This is a genomic window from Dyella kyungheensis (assembly GCF_016905005.1).
Lineage (GTDB): Bacteria > Pseudomonadota > Gammaproteobacteria > Xanthomonadales > Rhodanobacteraceae > Dyella > Dyella kyungheensis.
The window spans coordinates 128780-149915 of record NZ_JADIKC010000003.1 but is presented as its reverse complement, the minus strand read 5'-3'; the positions used below and the strand labels follow the sequence as shown (position 1 = coordinate 149915).

General features: G+C 60.4%; 16 protein-coding genes. 8 read left to right on the top strand and 8 right to left on the bottom strand.

Annotated features, from left to right (window positions below; all coding sequences use genetic code 11):
* Positions 1-12 precede the first annotated feature (12 nt).
* A complete protein-coding gene (locus ISP20_RS05380; RefSeq protein WP_204635062.1) occupies positions 13-2091 on the bottom strand; it encodes a dipeptidyl-peptidase 5 in 2079 nt (692 codons plus the stop codon).
* A 545-nt stretch (positions 2092-2636) separates the two neighbouring features.
* Between ISP20_RS05380 and ISP20_RS05375 the strand changes: the two genes are divergently transcribed.
* From ISP20_RS05375 to ISP20_RS05350, 6 genes are all read left to right on the top strand, one after another.
* Positions 2637-3113, top strand: coding sequence for a pilin (locus ISP20_RS05375; RefSeq protein ID WP_204635061.1), 477 nt, complete (start codon positions 2637-2639; stop codon positions 3111-3113).
* A gap of 140 nt (positions 3114-3253) precedes the next feature.
* Entirely contained in the window at positions 3254-3688 is a 435-nt protein-coding gene (locus ISP20_RS21705; RefSeq protein ID WP_204635060.1) for a pilin, read from the top strand.
* 54 nt (positions 3689-3742) lie between these two features.
* A complete protein-coding gene (locus tag ISP20_RS05365; protein ID WP_204635059.1) occupies positions 3743-5692 on the top strand; it encodes an ArnT family glycosyltransferase in 1950 nt (649 codons plus the stop codon).
* A gap of 56 nt (positions 5693-5748) precedes the next feature.
* Positions 5749-7752 (top strand): tetratricopeptide repeat protein, encoded by a 2004-nt coding sequence (locus ISP20_RS05360; RefSeq protein ID WP_204635058.1) that lies wholly within the window; start codon positions 5749-5751, stop codon positions 7750-7752.
* A 73-nt stretch (positions 7753-7825) separates the two neighbouring features.
* Complete coding sequence (locus ISP20_RS05355; protein ID WP_204635057.1) at positions 7826-8617, top strand: class I SAM-dependent methyltransferase; 792 nt, start codon at positions 7826-7828, stop codon at positions 8615-8617.
* Between the two features lie 81 nt (positions 8618-8698).
* On the top strand, positions 8699-9463 hold the full coding sequence (locus ISP20_RS05350) for a TylF/MycF/NovP-related O-methyltransferase (RefSeq protein ID WP_204635056.1): 765 nt from the start codon (positions 8699-8701) through the stop codon (positions 9461-9463).
* A 92-nt stretch (positions 9464-9555) separates the two neighbouring features.
* Here the strand turns inward: ISP20_RS05350 and ISP20_RS05345 are convergent, their stop codons facing one another.
* The 7 genes from ISP20_RS05345 to ISP20_RS05315 form a co-directional block, all read right to left on the bottom strand.
* Complete coding sequence (locus ISP20_RS05345; protein ID WP_204635055.1) at positions 9556-10506, bottom strand: class I SAM-dependent methyltransferase; 951 nt, start codon at positions 10504-10506, stop codon at positions 9556-9558.
* Entirely contained in the window at positions 10472-11383 is a 912-nt protein-coding gene (locus ISP20_RS05340) for a lysylphosphatidylglycerol synthase domain-containing protein (protein ID WP_204635054.1), read from the bottom strand. The genes ISP20_RS05345 and ISP20_RS05340 overlap by 35 nt, the downstream gene beginning before the upstream one ends.
* On the bottom strand, positions 11380-12495 hold the full coding sequence (locus ISP20_RS05335; protein ID WP_204635053.1) for a glycosyltransferase: 1116 nt from the start codon (positions 12493-12495) through the stop codon (positions 11380-11382). The genes ISP20_RS05340 and ISP20_RS05335 overlap by 4 nt, the downstream gene beginning before the upstream one ends.
* A gap of 4 nt (positions 12496-12499) precedes the next feature.
* On the bottom strand, positions 12500-14281 hold the full coding sequence (gene asnB / locus ISP20_RS05330) for an asparagine synthase (glutamine-hydrolyzing) (RefSeq protein WP_239535368.1): 1782 nt from the start codon (positions 14279-14281) through the stop codon (positions 12500-12502).
* A 47-nt stretch (positions 14282-14328) separates the two neighbouring features.
* On the bottom strand, positions 14329-15552 hold the full coding sequence (locus tag ISP20_RS05325; RefSeq protein ID WP_204635051.1) for a glycosyltransferase: 1224 nt from the start codon (positions 15550-15552) through the stop codon (positions 14329-14331).
* Between the two features lie 21 nt (positions 15553-15573).
* Entirely contained in the window at positions 15574-16428 is an 855-nt protein-coding gene (locus tag ISP20_RS05320; RefSeq protein ID WP_204635050.1) for a glycosyltransferase family 2 protein, read from the bottom strand.
* Positions 16429-16560: 132 nt separating this feature from the next.
* A complete protein-coding gene (locus ISP20_RS05315) occupies positions 16561-17733 on the bottom strand; it encodes a DegT/DnrJ/EryC1/StrS family aminotransferase (RefSeq protein ID WP_338030968.1) in 1173 nt (390 codons plus the stop codon).
* Between the two features lie 228 nt (positions 17734-17961).
* Here ISP20_RS05315 and pilB point away from each other — a divergent pair, with 228 nt between their 5' ends.
* Positions 17962-19683: a type IV-A pilus assembly ATPase PilB gene (gene pilB / locus ISP20_RS05310; protein WP_204635048.1), complete on the top strand. Its 1722-nt coding sequence runs from the start codon at positions 17962-17964 to the stop codon at positions 19681-19683.
* A 156-nt stretch (positions 19684-19839) separates the two neighbouring features.
* A complete protein-coding gene (locus ISP20_RS05305) occupies positions 19840-21102 on the top strand; it encodes a type II secretion system F family protein (protein WP_204635047.1) in 1263 nt (420 codons plus the stop codon).
* The last annotated feature ends 34 nt before the right edge of the window (positions 21103-21136 follow it).

Below are 21136 nucleotides of genomic sequence, written 5' to 3'. Positions count from 1 at the left end.
GAAACTCAGCCATCACTTGCTGGCAGGTGCGGACGCATCCGTGGCCGTCCACCGCTTCAGCCACGCATTGACCGTTTCATGCCACTGCACGCTGTTCTGCGGCTTGAGCACCCAATGGTTCTCGTCCGGGAAGTGCAGCAGCTTGCTCGGGATGCCGCGACGCTGCAGCGCCGTGAAGGCACCCAGGCCCTGCGTGTCCGGAATGCGGAAGTCCTTGGCCGAATGCACGACCAGCATCGGCACGCGCCAATCCTTGACGTGGTTGACCGGGTTGAACTTCTCGTAGTTTTCCGGGTGCTCGTACTGCGTGCCACCGTTCTCGCGCTCTTCGAACCAGAGCTCTTCGGTGTCGTAGTACATGGCGCGGGCGTCGAACACGCCGTCGTGATCCACCAGGCACTTCCAGGGCTGGTTCCACACACCGGCGATCCAGTAGATCATGTAGCCGCCGTAGCTGGCGCCCAGCGCGCAAGCGCGATCGCCGTCGAGGAAGCTGTACTTGGACAGTGCAGCGCTCCAGCCCGCCTTGAGGTCTTCCAGCGGCTTGCCACCCCAGTCTCCCGAGATCGAATCGGTGAATGCCTGACCGTAGCCGGTGGAACCGTGGAAGTTGATGGTGACCACCGCGAAGCCCTGGCCTGCGTACGTCTGCGGGTTCCAGCGATAGCTCCAGCTGTTGTTCATCGCACCCTGCGGGCCGCCGTGGATAATGAAGGCCACCGGATATTTCTTGCCGGCCTTGTAGCCCACCGGCTTCACCACATAGCCCTGCACCGTTTCGTTGTTCCAACCCTTGAAGGTAAAGAACTCCGGCTCGCCCATCTGCGCCTTCTTGAGCTGCTCGGCGTTGTAATGCGTGACCTGCTTGAGGCCCTTGCCCTGCAGGTCGGCGGTATAGAGATCCGCCGAACGCTTCAGGTCATCGCGCTGTACGAGTAGCGACGATTTGCCCAGCGAATAGCCGCCCACTTCGCCGTTGGTGACGAGCGTGGTGGCTTTGCCGCTGGCCACGTCGACGGCAAACAGCGGGTGCTGTCCGTTGTCGTCTGCGGTGACGTAGAGCGTCTTGCCATCGGCCGATACCTGCATGCCGCCCGCCGAATGGTCCCAGTTCGGCGCCACTTCACGCTTCTGACCGCTGGCCAGGTCCAACGCCATGATGCGGAAGCGATCCGACTCGGACGCCGGCGTCTTCATGGCAAGGTAGTACAGCGTCTTGCCATCCGGCGAAGGCACCGGGAAGGCATCCCACGCCTGGTTTTCGGCGGTCAGGTTGAGCGGTGCCGCCGAACCGTCGGCCGGCACGCTGTAGACGTGGAAATTGGTCGACCACGGCTCGCTCTTGCCCGCGATGCGCACGTCGAAATACACGGTCTTGCCATCGGGCGAGAAGTTGAACTCGCCGTCGTCGCCGAACGGCTTGCTCGGGACGTCGCCATCGATGCCGCGCGTCAGAAGCACGGGTTGCGCTGCAGGCTGATCGAGGTCCGCGATGTAAAGCTGCGCGCGGCGACCGTCGGCCCACGTATCCCAATGACGCACGAAGAGCTTGTCGTAGACCGTGCCGGAGGCCTTGTCCTTGGCGCGGCCGTCCAGACGCTCCTTGGTGCAGGCCAGATCGACGCAATCGGTGAACACACCAAAAGTCAGCAACACTTTCTTGCCATCGGGTGAAAGCTTATAGCCATCGACATCGATCGGCGCATGCGTCACCTGCGATGCGGTGGCCGCTGCGCCCAGCGGGCGACGCCACAACTGCGAGACGCCATCCTTTTCGGCAACGTAATAGATGGCCGAACCGTCGGGCGCCCAACGCGGCGAGGAAGCCTTCTCCACCAGCTTGACCGGCGCACCGCCCTTGGCTACATCGAGCACATAAATCGAGGTCACGCCCTTGTTCGCGGCGTAGTCGGTGGCGCGCACGGTGTACAGCGCCTGGCGGCCATCCGGGGACAGCTGCGGATCGCCAACGCGATCCATCATCACCAGATCGCGGATGTTGAAGGGGTGGGTGCCGTGGTTTTCGACCTCAGCCGCCATGGCGGAGGTACCGGCCAGCGCGAGCGCCAGCGCGACAAACAAGGGTTTCATGGGTGGGGTTCCTGGGTGTTGCGAAAGCGCTGACGTTAAGAGTCGGCGGGGGTCTGAGGCAAGGCTTGGTGCCGCATGGCTATCAGGCGTGGATGTGCTAGCCACGAATGCCGCCAGGGATGTCGATGTCAGCCTGCAGATGTCGGAGAACCCCGAAAACAGGCGCCGCATCAGCGGTCAAACCCCAATGGATGTGACCATCCCGAGCACTTTGAGACAGCCGTCTCACTATTTCACTGACGCGCTGCGTCACTTTGTGCCCCGTCTAAGCATAGGCCTTCGCCGCACCGAGACGGGCTCGACAATCCTGCAAAAACACCGGGCCAATCAGGTTGCCGCGTCTCGTGACCCTATGCACAATCCACACACCCGCTCCAAAGCGGGGACCTGCCAAACGGCATGAGTGGCACACAACGTGCTGCAATTGCCGCGAGCTTCCTGGTCGTTCCAGGCCGCAGTAAGGGGGTCCGTTCCCGCCTAGGGGGAATCGGGACCGGGGCTCAGGGGGCATTACCGGTTAGCTAACCAAAAACAGAGGATCCACCATGAAGAACGTGCAGAAGGGCTTCACCCTGATCGAATTGATGATCGTCGTGGCGATCATCGCGATCCTGGCCGCCATCGCCATCCCGCAGTACCAGAGCTACATCACCAAGGCGCAGTTCTCCGAGTCGCAGACCGTGGCCGACGGCCTGAAGACGCCGGTCGTGGAGTACTTCAACCAGACCGGCTCATGCCCCGTGGTCGGCGGTCCCAATGGCACGGGTGGCAGCCTGGCTACCACTGGAGCCAGCTACGGCGGCAAGTACGTTTCAACAGCAACGGTAGTCGACAATGCTCCCACCGGTTGCAATATCGAAGTCACGTTCAAGGCCACGCCGTCGGTTTCGTCACCGCTGAGCACCAAGAAGGTCCTCATTTCGGGCAAGAACAACGGCGGATCCTTCAGCTGGATTTGCGACGCAGGCAACGCCAGCACCATCCCGACGCAGTACGAGCCGCAGGTCTGCGTGGGCAACTAATTGCGTACGGTCGTTCTATGCCCTACTCGAAAGCCCCTCCAATGAGGGGCTTTCTTTTTTAATGTGATGTTGCGCACGCTCGATGACGAACGCTGGCCTGCCAATTGCTTTGCTATGCGGCATCTCCAGGGGCCACCAACATGAAACATACGCGCGGTTTTACGTTGATCGAATTGATGATTGTGGTGGCCATTATCGCCATTCTTTCCAGCATCGCGATCACCGTGTACACCAATTCCACTGGCAAGGCGCAACTCAGCGAGGCGTTCTCACTTGCAGATGGCCTAAAAACCAATGTCGGCGAGTACTACACCCAAACCGGGAGCTGCCCAACGCCCGGAGCAAACGGATTGCCAGCAGGAGCCAGCTATAGCGGCAATTACGTGGCCAGCGTGAACATCGCCCCTGGAGGCGCAGGCTGCGCGATCACTGCGCTGATGCGAAGCCACACAGTCGCGCCCAGGCTGCAGGGCAAACAGGTCACGCTTACTATGGCCGGGGGCATGGGCGGCGCCATAAGCTGGCAATGCAGCAGCGATGCAGATCCGATATACCTGCCCCAGACCTGCAAATAGCCTTTGTTCGTTGCAGCGCTTGTCGCTGCATCCTTTGATTACTCGGAACTTTTGATGTCCGCCCGAACACGCGCCCTGCTCGGGCTGACGCTCACGCTACTCGTCTGTGCACTGCTCTACTGGCCAGCCATGCATGGCCCCTTCCTGTTTGACGACTTTCCCAACCTAGCTGCGCTGGACAGCATCGAGCACCCATCCAGTTGGCGCGACCTGGGGGTGTATCTCTCCCAGCCACGCAACTTCCCCGGCAGGCCATTGGCTATGTTGAGCTTTTTGTTGCAAAAAGCTTCTTGGCCAGATCATCCGTTCCCGTTCCGCCTGATCAACCTCGGCATCCACTTATTCAATGGCATCCTGGTGTTCGCGCTCGTCGAACGTGTCTCACGTCGCTGGCTGTCCGGCCCGAGCACACCTGATTCGTTGAACGCCCGTGCATGGCTAGTTGCGTGGTTGACCGCGGCAGCGTGGCTGCTCAACCCGATCCAACTCTCGGGCGTGCTTCTCGTGGTTCAGCGTATGACGTTGCTGATGGCGATGTTTATGCTGCTAGGGTTGCTGGCTTACGTACAAGGGCTGCTTGCGACGGAGCGTCCAACTTGGCGACGCGGCACGTTGATGGCGCTGGGTTTGGGCGTTTGCATGGGCCTGGCGTTCTTAAGCAAGGAAAACGGCATTCTGTTACCTATATACGCGTTGGCACTAGATGCCACGCTACTGCGTTCGGACGTGCAACGCCTGCCTCCCGCACTGGCCTGGGTGCGACGCCTGTTGATTTGGCCCGTCACACTGTTTGTGGCGGCCTACCTGATATGGACGCTTCCCGCCGAATGGGGACACGCCAGCACGCGGGATTTCACGGTCGGTCAGCGTCTGTTGACTGAGCCGCGCATCCTGTTCGACTACCTCGGCAAGATTTTCCTGCCGCGCTTTGGCCTGTACGGCCTTTATCACGATGGCTACATCGTGTCGCGCAATCTGCTTTCGCCCTGGACCACACTGCCTGCCCTGCTGGTACTGATCGGAGCACTGGCTGCCGCCTTGGCATGGCTGCGCCGATGGCCACTTTTTGCGCTGGCAGTGCTCTGGTATCTCGGCGGCCAGTTGATCGAAAGCTCCACTGTGATGCTGGAACTGTATTTCGAGCATCGCAACTATATGCCGCTGATCGGCCCCCTCATGGCGCTGGCGCTGTTTGTGGTTCGGCAACCCGGAGGGCAACAGCGCCGCTTGTTGTACCTGGGCACTGGCCTTTGGCTATTGGCCTGCTGCATCACCACGGCATTGAGCGCTCGCGTGTACGCGTCGGAAGACCGCCTGGCGCTGGTCTGGGCCAATACCCAGCCGGACTCGGTGCGCGCACAGACTTATCTTACTGATCGGCTTTACAAGCACGGCCAGCCGGCCACAGCCCTGCAAGTACTCGAAAAGGTCGCTCAAGGACATCGAAACGATATCTCGCTCGCCATAGACCGCATCTTGCTCAAATGCGTACAAAACGACTTGGTTCAAGCGGATATAGAGAGGCTCAACTCGCTGCTACGCACTGCAAGTTTCAGGCAGGCTCAACTGGAGAATCTGGAAACTCTGCGTACGATCGGAGCCCAGGGGACATGCCCCGTGCTTACTTCCGATGCCTGGCTGGGTATCGCCGACGCATTGCTGTCCAATCCGGAATACCGCAATAACGGCATGGCTGCTGGGTTCATCCACTACCAGAAGCACTACTGGGCGGTCAGCCAGGGGAACCTCGGTATGGCTATCCACGAACTCGACCTGACTTATCAGAACGATCCGGACGCCAACGTTCCGCGTTTGCAGGCGAAGTACCTGGTCAGCGCCCATCTCTACGACCGGGCTATCGGCGTGCTGCGTGGCACCGACTACACCCGCCTGCCACTGCTACGTCGCTTATTAGTGGACGATCGCGCAATCAATGAAGCTGAGATCCTCGAAATCGAGAAAATGCGGAAAAATGGCCGAAACGCCTCCGAGAAAGCCGGGTAGTCTGGTTGTGGCGCGCGATGCGCCACAATAGCCCCCCAGCCTCCAACTCCGGTGACATGAGCCCATTCTGGAAAACGCACGCAACGCGCTGGCTTCTACCCATCTCGCTGCTCATTGTCATGATCGTCTATTGGCCCGGCCTCGGAGGCTACTGGCTATTCGACGACTATCCCAACATCGTGGATAACACCGGCGTGCAGCCTCATGAGGTTAGCTTGCCGGCCTTGGTGCGGGCCGCGCTGTCCTCACCGGCCAGCGATTTCAAGCGTCCCCTGGCTTCGCTCAGCTTCGCTACGAACTATCTGATTGGCGGTCTGGATCCGTTCGGTTGGAAGCTGGTTAACCTCGTCATCCACCTTTTGAACGGCGTGCTGGTGTTCGTGCTGGTGCGACTTCTGCTCGCAACCGCCAGCACTCCGACGAGGATCGCATCTAAAACTACTACTGATTCGCTGGTTGCAGCGCTGACCGCCGCAGGCTGGATGCTGCTCCCGATCAACCTCACAGCCGTGTTGTATGTAGTTCAACGTGAAGAAAGTCTGGCCAACCTATTTGTACTTGCTGGACTGATCGGTTACGTAGCGGGGCGACAGCGAATGCTGGCCTGCTCCACCATAGCCGGCAATAGCGACTCGCCATCGAATGGCTTCTGGCTTTGCACTGCAAGCCTGACAATCCCTACTGCCATTGGCCTGCTCGCCAAGGAAACGGCAGTGATGCTCCCCCTGTATGCATTCTTGATCGAATGGATCATCTTCGGTTTCCGACGCCATTCCGAAGTAAGTGCTGGCGGGGTAGCGAAGCGAAATGGCCGTCTAATCGGCTTGTTCGTATGCGTGCTGTTTATACCAATGGTCGCTGGGCTTGCCTGGCAGATTCCACATGTCTTGAATCCAGCCAACTGGGCAACGCGCGATTTCTCGCTCGGCCAACGATTGCTCACCGAAGCTCGTGTCGTTTGTGACTACCTCGTATGGACGGTGCTGCCCACGTTGCATGCCTTGTCGTTCTACCACGACGACTTTCACATCTCGACCGGACTGCTTTCGCCCTGGACCACATTGTTTAGCCTGTTCGTTCTAGCCGCGCTGGTCGTCTTGATATTTCGACTGCGCCAACGGCAACCATTGATCGCTCTTGGCATTGCCTTGTTCTTAGGCTGCCAGTTGTTGACTGGCACCATCCTGCAGTTGGAGCTGGTGTACGAACACCGCAACTATTTCGCCAGTTTCGGCGTGCTGTTGGCGATCGTGCCGTGGTTGGCAAAGGTAGCAAGCGATTCGACGATATGGCCGTGGCTGCGCCGCGTCGTGCTTATCGGTCTGATGCTATGGTGGACCGGCCTCACCTCACTCACCGCCTATGCCTGGGGCGACCCGCTGAGCCTAGCGCGGGAGCTTGCCGAACGTGCGCCCGACTCGCCACGGGCCCAATACGAACTGGGCCGCACGTACATCATCTATTCGCACTACGACCCTGCCTCGCCCTATACCAAACTTGCCTACGCCCCGTTGGAAAGAGCTGCGAGCCTTCCTGAATCGTCGATATTGCCCCAGCAAGCCCTGATCTTCATGAATTCGCGCATGGGGCTGCCCCTGAAGGCACCGTGGTGGGATAGCATGATTGCCAAGCTCAAGGCTCGAAAATCCGGAGTACAGGACGAAAGTTCTCTAGCCGCTCTGGCGCAATGTGCCAAGGACAGCGCTTGCTCCCTGCCCTCGGATCGCATGGTGCAGGCATTCGAGGCAGCGCTTTCGCATCCGGGCCCCAGCGCCCGGTTGCAGGCCACTTATAGTGACTATGCCTGGAACGTGCTGGGCGATCGCCCGCTAGGGCTCAGCATGATTGAGGGAGCCGTGAATTCCGCCCCCAGCGAGCCCGCTTATCGCATCACCATGGTGCGTATGCTCGCATCCCTGGGATATGAAGCCAAGGCACGCCAAGCTTTAGTACAGTTACAAACCATGAATTTTGGCGGGCGGTTGGACAGCGCCATCCACTCCCTGCAAGAGTTGCTTGACAAACGCACGGCAGCTGCACCAAACGACCAACTGCAATAAATTCGCCGTCGCACCAAGAACACATACTGACAATCTCGACATTCGCATTGCCAATCAGGACGACCTACGATTCATGCGCTTTGCCTTCGGAAAAAACTGGCGCTCGTTCCTGTCCTTGCTGGACGAACATCGAGTCGATCAATCGCGCCGTGCCATTTGCGACCTGCTGGGCCGAGAGGATCTGCAGGGCTGGCGCGTACTGGATATCGGCTCAGGCAGTGGTTTATCCAGCCTGGCCATGGAGCAGCTTGGTGCCGAAGTGGTTTCATTCGACTATGACGCCGACTCCGTAGCCTGCACCGAAGAATTGCGTCGGCTGTACGGCGGCCGCAATAAACATTGGGCCGTGTCACAGGGCTCCGTGCTCGATGCGGCCTTCATGCAGTCGCTCGGAAAGTTCGATCTTGTCTACTCGTGGGGTGTGCTCCATCACACGGGAGCCATGTGGCCGGCTCTGGATCTTGCGCAACAGTGCGTTGGCCCCGGCGGAACCCTGCTTATCGCCCTATACAACGACCAAGGCGTGCGCTCCCGAATCTGGCACGGCATCAAACGGTGCTACTGCAGCGGCACTCTTGGACGTTGGCTCATCAGCGCAGTGTTCTTTCCGCTGTTCTGGCTTTATAGCCTGGCTTTGGACTGCCAACGTCGCGAGATTCCGGGTAGCCATATCCGTAACTATGCGCTCAAGCGCGGCATGTCCATCACACACGACTGGCGCGACTGGCTGGGTGGATATCCATTCGAAGTCGCGAAACCGGAAGACGTGGTGAGCAGACTGTCAGCCCAAGGATTCGAGTTACGACGCCAAATACTTACCCGTGGACTGGGTTGCAATGAATTCGTGTTTGAGCGTCTACCCTAACGCCGCCGATGCTCTGCCCATCCGCTATCAAGACCTAGTCTCTGCCCGCAAACATTACCGCAAGCACCGGAATCGCCAACGATGATGATCACACCAACCCGCTTGGGCAGAGCAGTGAAATGGCTTATCGCAGGCAACCCTGCGCAACGCAGACGAGTACGTCAGGAGTTGGCTCGCGCGGCCGCGGCTGCTTTCGGCGACTTTCCGATCAGCGAAGATCACAAGCTTTGGCGCGACGACAAAGCATTCTTGGATGACTTCAATCGCATGTCGCCAGAGAATCCGTACTCGCAAGACCGCAAGTGGACGTTGCGCGAATACGTAAAACTAAACAATGCATTGCCCGGAGACTTGGCCGAATGCGGCTGCTACGTCGGTACATCTGCGTTTTTTATCGCGCAGGCATCCACTCACGGGAAACTGTACTTATTTGATTCGTTCCAAGGACTTTCCGCTCCGGATGCGACGGACCTGAACGTCGCGGAGTCCGTGATGCCTTGGTCTGAAGGCGGCGGTGACCTGACCGCGAGTGAGGCAACGGTACGGCACAACCTCGCTCGTTACGACTCAGTCGTAGTATTACCAGGCTGGATCCCCGAACGTTTTGCTGAAGTCGCGGATCGACAATTCCGACTCGTTCATATCGATGTCGACCTCTATCAGCCGACACGCGACAGCCTCAATTTTTTCTATCCTCGACTCGTAAATGGCGGAGTTATCGTCATGGACGACTACGGATTCAAGACCTGTCCCGGTGCAACACGCGCCGCAGATGAACTGGCCGCATCGGAAGGCTTAGAGGTCCTGCACCTTGCCACCGGCCAAGGCGTCATTATGAAGCGCTGATTCCGTGCAGCGCGCGACGACGTACTGCTACAGCGCGCGAACCACGGCAGAATCGCACCCCATGGTGCAGGCCACCAGCAACAACGGCCCCTTCACTCGATCCGTTGCGCGAATACTTCGATGATGTTGCCGCCCGCATGCAGAAGATCGGCCATACCAAGCAACGACCTGAGCACGTAATTCTTGGGCGAGAACGGCCAAAGGGGCGTTTTGTCGCTGTTGAAAGTAGACAATTTCAACACCTTGAAGCCCGCCTTGACGAGCAAAGCCTCCATCGTCGATGGAGTAAAGAAATACGTGTGATGCAGCGAATAGGCATCGAACCGCGACTGCTTTCCGCCGACGCGCAAGCCGCGACGAAGCCTATCAAGGTCGTTGTCAAATTGTTGCGGCACTTCCAGAACAAATAGTCCGCCCGGCTTGATAACCTGCGCGCACCAGCGAGCATGTGCAAGTGGATCGGGCATGTGCTCGAGCACATGATTCATGTGAACGGCGTCGAATCGGGCATTCATCATCTCCTCGACGGAATCAATCGACAGCAGGGTCACGCCGTTCTTTTGCTGCGCAACAGCTCGCGCATCTGCGGATAGCTCGATGCCCATGCAATCATGTCCAGCATCGCGACCCGCACGAACGAAGTCACCAGTCGCTGCGCCGTAATCGAGAATCGACAACGCCCCTTTTTTGTTGGACATCCGCTCAAGACGCGCGACCCTGGCACGCATGTATTCAACTCGGGCTCTCGACGCGGACTCGTAGTCGGCGGGTGAGGCGCCGGCACCGCCGAAATACATGCCGTCCGTATAGAGCGACTCATAACCTTTAGCGGTAGGACGAGGGCTTAGCCAGCGCAGAGCGCAGGCCGGGCAACGCACCACGTCGAAGGGAGGCATGAGACGGAGATACTTGCGCCACCGCCGATCAGGCGCTCCAGCAACGCCTTCGCACAACAAACAATCTCGCACCGTTTCAACGGGAAGCTCGCAAAGCCGGCTTTGCCAAGAACTAATCATGCCTCGTCCCAAATCCACTTTCGCCATGTCGCATACCCACCAGTGCAACCAGCAAGTTGGTAGCTATATGCGCCGCGCGTATCAGTAACGCCAATGCCCCCGCCTGCGCCAAGTCCAGGCCAAAACCATGACCACCCAGCATGTAGATCGCCTCCGTCACGCCTAGATTGCCTGGCAAGACGGAGATCAGGGACGACGCATAAACCAAGCACGCCAGAATAAGCGCCTGTCCGAAGCCTATGGAGGCGCCAAACCCCGCGTACACCCAATAAAGCAATAGCGTGCCCAGAACGTACTGGGCAATGACTCCCAGCATGCCACCCAGGGTAAGGCCGGTGACGGCGCGATGCATAAGTTGCTTCCGATCGGCCAGCCATGCGGGACGCTTCATGCTCTCCAGCCACTTCAACCAGAGTTGGCGCATGAAGAAAGTGGCCAGCCATAGCAGAAATAACACGAATGCAGGCCAACGGGCCCGTGGATCGTCGATAAGCAGCAGCCCGATGGTCAGCCCTGCAAGCGCCACCCATAGACTCAACGCCAGCTGACGCCAGGTTGCCAGCAAGCTGTCCGTAACACTCACCTTGTGACGCCCCAGCCATGCCACGCGGATGGCAATGCCACCGGATTGAAACGGTGCCACGTAGTTAGCCAACGCACCCCACGCCCACACGGTCACGAAACGCCGGACTCGCAAACGAACCGGGGAGTCCAGGAACACGAGAAAATTGCGCGCCTGCACCAGCGTGCCGCAAACCATAATTGCGACGGCGCCCACGAAGGTCAGCGCTTGTTCGCGCCAGATCCCAGCGAGCACCGGCCACCAATACACGACCAGCCCAATCGCCACGCCCACCAGCAGCAGATACGCCACGTTGCGCCAAATTCGCCAGGGTCGATTCATCGTTGCGACACCTCGGCTAAGCCGTCGAGCAAGGCCAAGTAGCCCGATGCAATAGTCCTATGGCCATGGGTAGCCAGCACAGCATCAACCCCGACCGATGGCCGCCTAAGTTCCGCGTCCATTGCACTTGCCAATGCAACCGCATCGCCGATCGGCACGAGACGACCGTAGCGCCCGCCTTCCAGTATCTCGCGCGGACCATGCGGACAATCGGTGGAAACTATCGGAACCCCCAGTGCCAGAGCCTCCAACAAGACATTCGGATAGCCTTCCCAGCGGGAAGAGAGAACGTGCAATGCCGCGCTCACCATCACAGGATGCGGATTGTCCATCGCTCCCGTTAGAACGACATGATCCGCCAGCTCGAGATCGCGTATCAGATTTTCCAGATTCGCGCGTTGTTCGCCCTCCCCGACGATGATGAGGCGATGAGTACGGCGCAACGTGCTCATCGCGTATGCACGCAACAAGGTGGGGAAATCCTTCGCTTCGGTCAAACGTCCCAGCGAGACCACATAAGGGACCTTCCCCTGCAACGATAGCGGCAAGCCGACAGCAGCGAGCTGACGCAGTCGTTCGACATCAACTGGATTGCGTATGGCATGGATGCGGTTCTCGGCAAGGCCCAGTCCACGCAGATCCTGCGCTACCCCTACGGAAACTGCGACCAGCGCGTCAGCGCGGCGATAAAGCCAACGCATAGCCCGTCGTTTGATGGCACTTTTGGTGTTGACGAGGCTGGATGCTTCACGCAAAACAAGGCGCGTTCCGCTACGCGCCCGCATGCATGCCAACACCGCCAGCAGATTGGTGCCGGTCATCGTGCTCAGCACGGCATGTGGCTTGATCGTGCGGATGAGCGACGTCAACCTGGGGAGCGCTTTCCATGCCAGCGCAAGACCCTTGGACACATCACCAGCATCGAGCAACTCATGCAGCACTACCGCTTCTGGAACGGCAGCTCGCAGCGGACCACCGCCGAGCAGCGCAGCGACATGCACTTCCCGCCCTGCAGACAGGAACGATCCAGCCAGTTGCAGCATTACACGTTCACCGCCGCCTCGTTCGAGGCTCGGTAAGACGAGAAGGATGCGATCGGCCTGCGTGGTCACACGGTCAACCGGCGCGCCAGCGCAGGTAGGCATAGGCCAACCACAGGGGCTGGGAGTGATCGGCCCGCCCTGCACGGTGCTCATGCAGCAGCGCGCGCAGCCCCGCAACATCCACAACACCGGTGTCCCCTGAATCCGCGATCGCCATCAGGTCGTCTCCCAGCCAGCCGCGCAGCCAATGACTGACCGGCGAAGCAAAGCCCTGCTTGCGTCGATTCCAGATGAAGTCGGGCACGCGGCCGCGCATCGCTGCGTGCAGGAGGCGCTTTCCGCGCATGCCCGAGAAGTGCCATTGCCATGGTAGACGAACTACGAACTCGAAGAGCTCTTTGTCCAGGAATGGGCTGCGGGCTTCCACCGAGAACATCATCGTCGCGCGATCGACTTTCTGCAGAATGTCCTGGGGCAAATACACCAGGCTATCCATCAACAGCATCTGCCTTAGCTCGTCCGGGTCATTGGGCCAGGGCAGATCGGGCATCGAATTTCCCGTGCCGAGCCCGGGCACCAGTTGCGCGAGCGTTTCCTTGCGGATGGCGGGCGGCCCGATATAAGCATCTCTGTCCTCGCGCGCCAGTCGAACGAAAAGATGCGCGCGCTTCAAGAGACTGCCGCTGTGATGTGCATAGGGTTCGGGCATCGCCAACACGCCGCGCTCGACGATCGACCGTAGCGGCGCGGGCAACCGGTGATAGCGCTGGCGCAGCAATCGGCCCATGTATCTGGCGTATCCACCGAAGATCTCGTCGCTGCCATCACCCGTCAGGACCACCTTGACGTGCCGGGCAGCCACCGAAGCGACCAATGCGCTGGGAACCAGCGAGGAGTCACCAAACGGCTGACCCATACGGCGGGGAAGCTCCGTTGCAAGGGCCGCCGCCATATCCGGACTGATCTCTTCTGCCGTGTGCAGCGTCCCCAACTCGGCAGCCGCACGCGCCGCAGGCGCTCGCTCATCGTAGGTCGGTTCGTGAAAGCCCGCCGTGAACGTCCGCAGCTTCCCGAATCCGGATTTCTGCGCAAGCGCACACACGGTCGTTGAATCGACTCCGCCGGAAAGGAACGCACCGACTTCAACGTCGGATGCCAGCTGGCGTCGGTGCACGCTCTGCGTCAATAGCTCGCGAACATGCTCGGCAGCCTCTTCGAAGCCGCCCTTCCAAGGTTCAACCGAGGGCGTCCAATAGCGCTGCTGGACGATGTGGCCATCCGAGCGCAAGCGCAACATGTGCGCCGGCAAGACCTCACTGACGCCTGCTACGCAAGTCCTGCCGGGCAGCGCATAGCCGTAACGGAAGTAATCGGCGATGCCCGCAGCATCTTCCGTGACGGCCACATCCGGAGTCAGTGCGGCCAGTGCCGGCAATTCGGAGGCGCAGGCAAAAAGCTCGCCATGGCGGCGGTAGTACAGCGGCTTTTTCCCGAAGCGATCCCTTGAAAGCAGCAGGTCACCGGAAGCGGTGTCGTGCAATACGAACGCCCACATACCATCCAGGCGCTCCACGAAGCCCGCACCTTCGGTGACCAAGCCGGCTAGCAGCACTTCGGTGTCGCTGTCATCCCGGAAGGTCCAACGTCCCGCCAATTGCTTTCGCAATTCCCGGTAGTTGTAGATCTCGCCGTTGAACACCAGGACCCAGCGCCCGCTGTGATCGCGCATGGGCTGGTGGCCACCCTTGAGATCGATGATCGCCAGTCGCGTCTGGGCCGCCACGAAATCACCACCGAGGAAGTGCCCGGATTCATCGGGACCGCGATGCTTGAGCCGCTGCAAGGCCTCCGCCATGCGTTCGCTGCGCTCTCCGCTCGAGAGCGCGGGAGCCCGCAGAAAAGCTATTCCGCACATGAGGGATGCCCCGCTCCGCCTGCCGCCAGGGCTGTCTGAAACAACGTCGTATAACAGCGCGCGGTATCCGCCCATGTCCCGATCTGGGTGCGAGCCACCGCACGTGCGCGTTCACCGCGTCGCTGAAGTTCAACGCGATCGGTGACCGCCTCATCCAACGCTGCGGCCATTGCATCTGCGTCATCGACTGCGACCAGCCAGCCGGTGTCACCATTCCTGACCATTCCCTGCACACCCTCCAGATCAGTGGAAATGACGGGTAGACCGCCAGCCAGCGCCTCCACGACAACATTGGGTCGACCTTCCGAACGACTGGAAAGAACGAACACATCCGCTTCGGAAACTTGTTTCGGTATCTCGGTTGCGGGCACCGAGCCGACCAACGTGATACACGAAGACACGCCCAGGGATGCCGCTTGAGCAAGCAACGGCTCGCGCTCAGGGCCGCCACCGACGATGCATACATGCAAGCGCTCGCGCTGACGCGCACGAGCAACAGCCTCGATCAAGACGTCGAAGCCCTTCAGGCGGATCAGGTTGCCCACTGCCAACACCCGCAAGTCGGTGCCACCGGAAACTGCCCTGTCGATCTGGAAGAAGGCTTCATCGGCGCCATTGAGGCACGCATGGATGTCAGCGACACGGTGCGGAAATCGCGTGCGAAGCTGCTCGGCCATGGCCACCGAAACGCAGATCACGATCCGACTATGGCGCACGGCCAGATTGAGGATGCTTCGATCCAACCGGGAACGTGTCGCGCGCGCCACATCACTGCCGCGTAGCGTGGTGATTACGGGTTTTCTTCGTAGACGCCCGACGATGCCCGCCATGACCCCACATATCGACCAGTTGGCATGAATCAAGTCCGCATCGCCTGCGCTCATCAAGCAGCGCCAAAACAGCGCGATCAACAATCCCGGCAGCAGCAACGCATGCCATGGCGAGCGACGCAGACCTGTCACGACTCCACCCGACCCTTGGGCCAAGGTACGCCAGGCACGCGGAGCGTAACGCACCGCATGGATGCGAATGCCCGATGCCGCGCCGTCGTCAACAGTCGCCGTCGCAGGCTTCGAATCGGCCGGACAGATCACATCGATCGCGTATCCGACCGACAAATGCCGATAAAGGCTTTGCACGAATACGCCAGCGGAACTACCCGTGCGCAACGGATAGGACGTTGTCAGTGCGAGCAAGCGCATTCTTTTCATGACCGCATCACGCAGATCGGTCTACGCATCGCGCCGATAGATGAGCGACGTAATCTGCTCGGAAATCAATCCGATCAGAAAAACAATCACCGCCGCGCTCCACATCAGGGTGCTCATGTTCGTCAGCCGTCCGTCGATGAAGAACGTCCGCGCGTAGTTGATGCAACCCAGCAGGAAAAACAATGCACTCGTCGGCGCAAACAACTTCAACGGCGAGTACAAGGTCGCGATCTTGAAAATGATCAACAAGAACCGCACGCCATCTTTCAGCGGCTTGATATGGCTTTTCCCAACGCGCTGCGCTGCCTTGATCGGCACGTAAGCCACCGGATAGGCACTGCGGAAAAATGCCATGGTGCTGGTGGTGGGGTAAGAGAAGCCGTTGGGCAACAGGTGCAGAAACTCACGGAATTTGTCGGCGCGGACAGCCCGAAAACCTGAGGTCAGATCGGCAACCGGGTGGCCAGTCATGCGCGTGGCCAGCCAGTTGTAGATCGTGTTGGCGATGCCACGCCCCACGCCTGCCTGGCTGCCCCAGTCACGGGCGCCCACGACCATGTCGAAACCCTGTTCAAGCTTTTCCAGCAAGCGCGCGATATCGGCAGGGTCATGCTGTCCATCGCCGTCCATGAACACCAGTACATCGCCCGTGGCTGCGCGCGCACCGCGCTTGATGGCAGCACCGTTGCCCATGGAATAGGGCGAGGAAAGGCAACTCACGCCGGCGCTGGCGCAGATGCCGCGCGTATCGTCGGTCGAACCGTCGTCTACCACGATGATTTCCGCTTCTGGTTGCGCCAGACGCAGACGGGGGAGCAGCTCCTTGAGCGCCGCCCCTTCGTTTTTGGCGGGCAGAATGATGCTTAGACGGTTCAAGAGCATGTCCCCGGAAGTAAGGCGGCATCATAACCTGAGCGCCACGGTGATCCTTGCCTGGCGCAGATCGATACTGAATTGCGGGCGCTTCGTCACATCGCCCCGAGGGGCACGCAGCGCAGCTGACCGTCCTTAGGCCCGAAGCACGGAGGGGAGCGCATCAATGACGCGCTCCGCGTCTTCATCGGACATGGCCGGCGACAGCGGCAGACTGACGGTCTGGCGCCCCAGGCGCATCGCCACCGGCCATTGTTCGGGCCGCCAGCCGAAGCGTTGCTGGTAATACGGATGCTCAGGCACCGACAGATAATGGACGCCTGTGCCGATTCCCATTGCATTCGTGGCATCGAGAAAGCTGTCCCGGTCCACGCCACAGCGCGCGGCGTCGATCATCACCGTGTACAGGTGGTAGCCATGACGCGTCCCTTCCGCGGGATGGGCCGGAAGCCCGATCGGAAGGTCCGCAAGCGCTTCGTCATAGCGCTGCCACAGCTGCCGGCGGCGTTGCCAGTTGCTCTCCACGCGGGCCAACTGGTGGATACCGATGGCGGCCTGCAAGTCCATCATGTTGTACTTGAAACCGCATTCGACCACCTGATAGTGGCGATAACCCTGGTCGCCGAAGCGGTGCCAGGCGTCCTTGCTCATGCCGTGCAGGGCCAGGATGCGGGCCCGGGCGATGCGCTCTTCGTCGCGCCCCAGGATCATGCCGCCCTCCCCTGTCACCACGTTCTTGGTGACATAGAAGCTGAAGCAGCCGAAATCGCCGAAGGTACCCACCGGCTGGCCCTGGAACTCGCTTTCGATGGCATGGGCGCAGTCCTCGATCACGGTCAGGCCGTGCTTGTTGGCGATCGCCATGATCCGATCCATGGCGCAGGGGCGTCCGGCGAAATGCACGGGCACAATCGCCCGGGTTCGCGGGGTGATCGCCGCCTCGATGGCGTCCGGGTCGATGTTCTGCGTGACCGGATCGACATCGGCGAGCACGGGCGTAAGCCCTGCATGGAGAATGGCGTTGACCGTGGCGCAGAAGGTGAGCGGCGTGGTGATAACCTCGCTGCCCGGCTCCAGGTTGGCCGCTACCATGCTCACGTGGAGTGCCGCGGTGCAGGAGTTGACGGCAGCCACCTGCGAGGGGAGCACGCCCCGCCAGTGGGCGAAATCCCGCTCGAACTGCGCAACCCTGGGCCCTGTTCCGAGCCAGCCGGAACGAAGGCAGGCCTCGACCTCGGCGATCTCAGCCTCCTCGATACAAGGAGCGCCAAAGACGAGAAAGGGCGGTTGGGTGTCGGGATGGGTCACTGATGGCACTTCTTGGGAACTGGCGGGCCTTTCTATCCCAACGCCAGGGCGCGGTCTACGGCCAGAACCCGCGAGGCACGGCTGTTGCATGCGGGTTCGGTGCGCTCGTTTAAGGCTGGTTCTGTGCGCCCGGTCACCCCGGGGCTTCCAAACCCTGAGCTGCTGGGATGACCAACCCCGTCAACTGGGGTAAATTCCCTTCGTATCAGGGGGCTGGACCGTTTCGCTATGTCAACGCTAATGCAACCGTCGCTCGCGGGCCTTACCGGCCTGGCGCGCAGGCTGGTATCGGAAGATGTGCTGCCGGAGACCGACGTCCGGCGGGCCGTGGCCGAGTCGACCCAGGGCAAGGCCTCGCTGACAGCCTGGCTGCTGGACAACAACCTGGTCGACAGCGCCCGCCTGACCCGCATCGCCTCCGATGAATTCGGCATGCCGATGATGGACGTGAGCGCCCTGGTTCCGGCCAATTTGCCGACGAACCTGATCAGCGAGGCGCTGATCAACAAGCACAAGGCGTTGCCGCTGTTCAAACGCGGCAAGCGGCTGTTCGTCGGCATTGCCGACCCGATGCAGTCGCATGCGCTGGACGAGATCAAGTTCCACTCCAACTGCATGGTGGAGCCGATCCTGGTGGAGCGCGGGCAGCTCTTCCGCGTCATCGAAACCACGCTCAACACCATGAGCAACGCCATGCCCGAAATGGGCGGTGGTGATTTCGATGAACTGACGCTGGAAGGCGGTGACGACGAAGCCGAGAGCACCGGCATCGACGCTACCTCGAACGACGACGCCCCGGTGGTCAAGTTCGTCAACAAGATCCTGGTAGACGCCATCAAGCGTGGCGCCTCCGACGTCCATTTCGAACCGTTTGAAACGCAATACCGCGTGCGCCTGCGCATGGATGGCATGCTGCGTGCCGTCGCCAGCCCGCCGATGAAACTCGCCTCGCGCATTTCCTCGCGCATCAAGGTCATGTCGGGCCTGGACATCGCCGAGCGCCGCGTGCCGCAGGACGGGCGCATCAAGCTCAATCTGTCCAAGAGCCGCTCGGTCGACTTCCGCGTCAGCACCCTGCCCACGCTGTTCGGCGAGAAGATCGTGCTGCGTATCCTGGACGGTTCTGCGGCCAAACTCGGCATCGACGCCTTGGGCTATGAGGAAGCGCAAAAGCAGCTTTATATCGACGCGATCCACAAGCCCTACGGCATGGTGCTGGTCACCGGTCCCACCGGCTCCGGCAAGACGGTGTCGCTCTACACGGCGCTGAATATCCTCAATACGGCAGAGCGCAATATCTCGACGGTCGAAGACCCGGTCGAAATCCGTGTCGAGGGCATCAACCAGGTCCAGCAGAACGTCAAACGCGGCATGACCTTCGCGGCTGCGTTGCGCTCGTTCCTGCGACAGGATCCGGACGTGATCATGGTGGGCGAAATCCGCGATCTGGAAACGGCCGAGATCGCTGTGAAGGCAGCGCAGACCGGCCATATGGTGCTCTCCACCCTGCATACGAACGACGCGCCGCAGACCATCTCGCGCATGATGAACATGGGCATTGCGCCCTATAACATCACTTCGTCGGTCACCCTGGTCATTGCGCAGCGCCTGGCGCGCCGACTGCACGACTGCAAGCGGCCTATCGAACTCCCGCCGAAGACGCTGTTGGACGCCGGGTTCACCCAAGAGGATATCGACGCCGGGCTGACTGTCTATGAAGCCGTCGGCTGCGATAGCTGCAATGAGGGCTACAAAGGGCGCGTGGGTATCTACCAGGTCATGCCGATGCTCGAGGAGATCCAGAAGATCATCCTGCAGGGCGGCAACACCTTGCAGATCGCCGAGGCAGCCAAGAACGCAGGGGTGAACGATCTGCGTGCCTCCGCGTTGTTGAAGGTCAAGAAGGGCATGACCAGCCTGGCCGAGATCGACCGCGTAACGAAGGACTGATCCCGGTTCTGGCCAGAGAGGGTGTCCGGGTGGGCAGCCCGTCGCACCGAAGTTGCGTCAGGTGCCACGTATTGGGCCTAGGGAATGTCTTAAGCTGCACCGATAAGACGGCCGCCATCCTGAGGCGGCCCGACCGTAACAGCAGGGGGAAATGCTATGGCCGTGGCCACCGCTAAGAACGTGAAGTCGCTCGGCGCCCAGCGCGCTGAGGTCAGCCAGCTGACAACCTACGATTGGATCGCCCTGGACAAGCGCGGCAAGCGCATGAAGGGCGATATGGCGGCCAAGAACGCCTCGCTGGTCAAGGCCGAGCTGCGCCGCCAGGGCATGAATCCCCAGACGGTGAAGGAACGCGGCAAGCCGCTGTTCGGCGCCACCGGCAGCGCGGTCAAGCCGCGCGACGTAGCCATTTTCAGTCGCCAGATCGCCACCATGATGGCTTCCGGCGTACCCATGGTGCAGTCGTTCGAGATCATTGCCGACGGCCAGAAGAACATCCGCTTCAAGAACATGCTGGTGGATGTGAAGCAGACCATCGAGGGCGGCTCGGCCCTGCATGAAGCGCTGGCCAAGTATCCGGTGCAGTTCGATGAGCTCTATCGAAACCTGGTTCACGCAGGCGAAGCCTCCGGTGTGCTCGACACCGTTCTGGATACGGTGGCGACGTACAAGGAGCGCACGGAGGCCATCAAGGCCAAGATCAAGAAGGCGTTGTTCTATCCCGTGATGGTGCTGGCCGTGGCGTTGCTGGTCAGCATGATCATGCTGCTGTTCGTGGTGCCGGTGTTCGCGCAGACCTTCAAGGACGCGGGCGCGGAACTGCCGGCCCCGACCCAGATCGTCATCAATGCCTCCGAGTTCATGAAGGCTTATTGGTGGGTGGTCGTTTTCGGCATTATCGGTGGAGTCGTTGCGCTGGTGATGGCGAACAAACGATCGGTGAAGTTCGCCCACTTTCTTGATCGCGTGATGTTAAAGCTTCCGGTCATCGGTAATATTCTTCGCCAGTCGGCCATTGCCCGTTTTGCCCGCACGCTCGGCGTGACCTTCCGCGCCGGCGTGCCGCTGGTCGAGGCACTGGATGCCGTGGCTGGCGCCACTGGCAGCGTTGTTTACGGCGACGCCGTCAAGCAGATGCGTGAAGACGTGGCAGTGGGTCACCAATTGCAGCTGTCGATGCGACAGACCGGCGTGTTCCCGAACATGGTGGTGCAGATGACGGCCATCGGTGAGGAATCCGGTGCGCTCGACCACATGCTGTTCAAGGTCGCGGAGTTCTACGAGGAAGAGGTGAACAACGCTGTCGATACACTTTCCACGCTGCTCGAGCCCCTGATCATGGTGATCCTGGGCGTGCTTGTGGGTGGCATGGTTATTTCGCTCTATCTACCGATCTTCAAGCTCGCGGCCACCGTGTAAGCTCTCGTAGTCCAGGCCCCTCTCCCGCCGGGAG

Excerpts from the sequence above, each read along its gene's own strand:
- ISP20_RS05325 (WP_204635051.1), bottom strand. The coding sequence starts at position 15,552 with ATGAAAAGAATGCGCTTGCTCGCACTGACAACGTCCTATCCGTTGCGC.
- ISP20_RS05380 (WP_204635062.1), bottom strand. The coding sequence starts at position 2,091 with ATGAAACCCTTGTTTGTCGCGCTGGCGCTCGCGCTGGCCGGTACCTCC.
- ISP20_RS21705 (WP_204635060.1), top strand. The coding sequence starts at position 3,254 with ATGAAACATACGCGCGGTTTTACGTTGATCGAATTGATGATTGTGGTG.
- ISP20_RS05355 (WP_204635057.1), top strand. The coding sequence starts at position 7,826 with ATGCGCTTTGCCTTCGGAAAAAACTGGCGCTCGTTCCTGTCCTTGCTG.
- ISP20_RS05350 (WP_204635056.1), top strand. The coding sequence starts at position 8,699 with ATGATGATCACACCAACCCGCTTGGGCAGAGCAGTGAAATGGCTTATC.
- ISP20_RS05305 (WP_204635047.1), top strand. The coding sequence starts at position 19,840 with ATGGCCGTGGCCACCGCTAAGAACGTGAAGTCGCTCGGCGCCCAGCGC.
- ISP20_RS05365 (WP_204635059.1), top strand. The coding sequence starts at position 3,743 with ATGTCCGCCCGAACACGCGCCCTGCTCGGGCTGACGCTCACGCTACTC.
- pilB (WP_204635048.1), top strand. The coding sequence starts at position 17,962 with ATGTCAACGCTAATGCAACCGTCGCTCGCGGGCCTTACCGGCCTGGCG.
- ISP20_RS05340 (WP_204635054.1), bottom strand. The coding sequence starts at position 11,383 with ATGAATCGACCCTGGCGAATTTGGCGCAACGTGGCGTATCTGCTGCTG.
- ISP20_RS05345 (WP_204635055.1), bottom strand. The coding sequence starts at position 10,506 with ATGGCGAAAGTGGATTTGGGACGAGGCATGATTAGTTCTTGGCAAAGC.
- asnB (WP_239535368.1), bottom strand. The coding sequence starts at position 14,281 with ATGGCGGAGGCCTTGCAGCGGCTCAAGCATCGCGGTCCCGATGAATCC.
- ISP20_RS05375 (WP_204635061.1), top strand. The coding sequence starts at position 2,637 with ATGAAGAACGTGCAGAAGGGCTTCACCCTGATCGAATTGATGATCGTC.
- ISP20_RS05360 (WP_204635058.1), top strand. The coding sequence starts at position 5,749 with ATGAGCCCATTCTGGAAAACGCACGCAACGCGCTGGCTTCTACCCATC.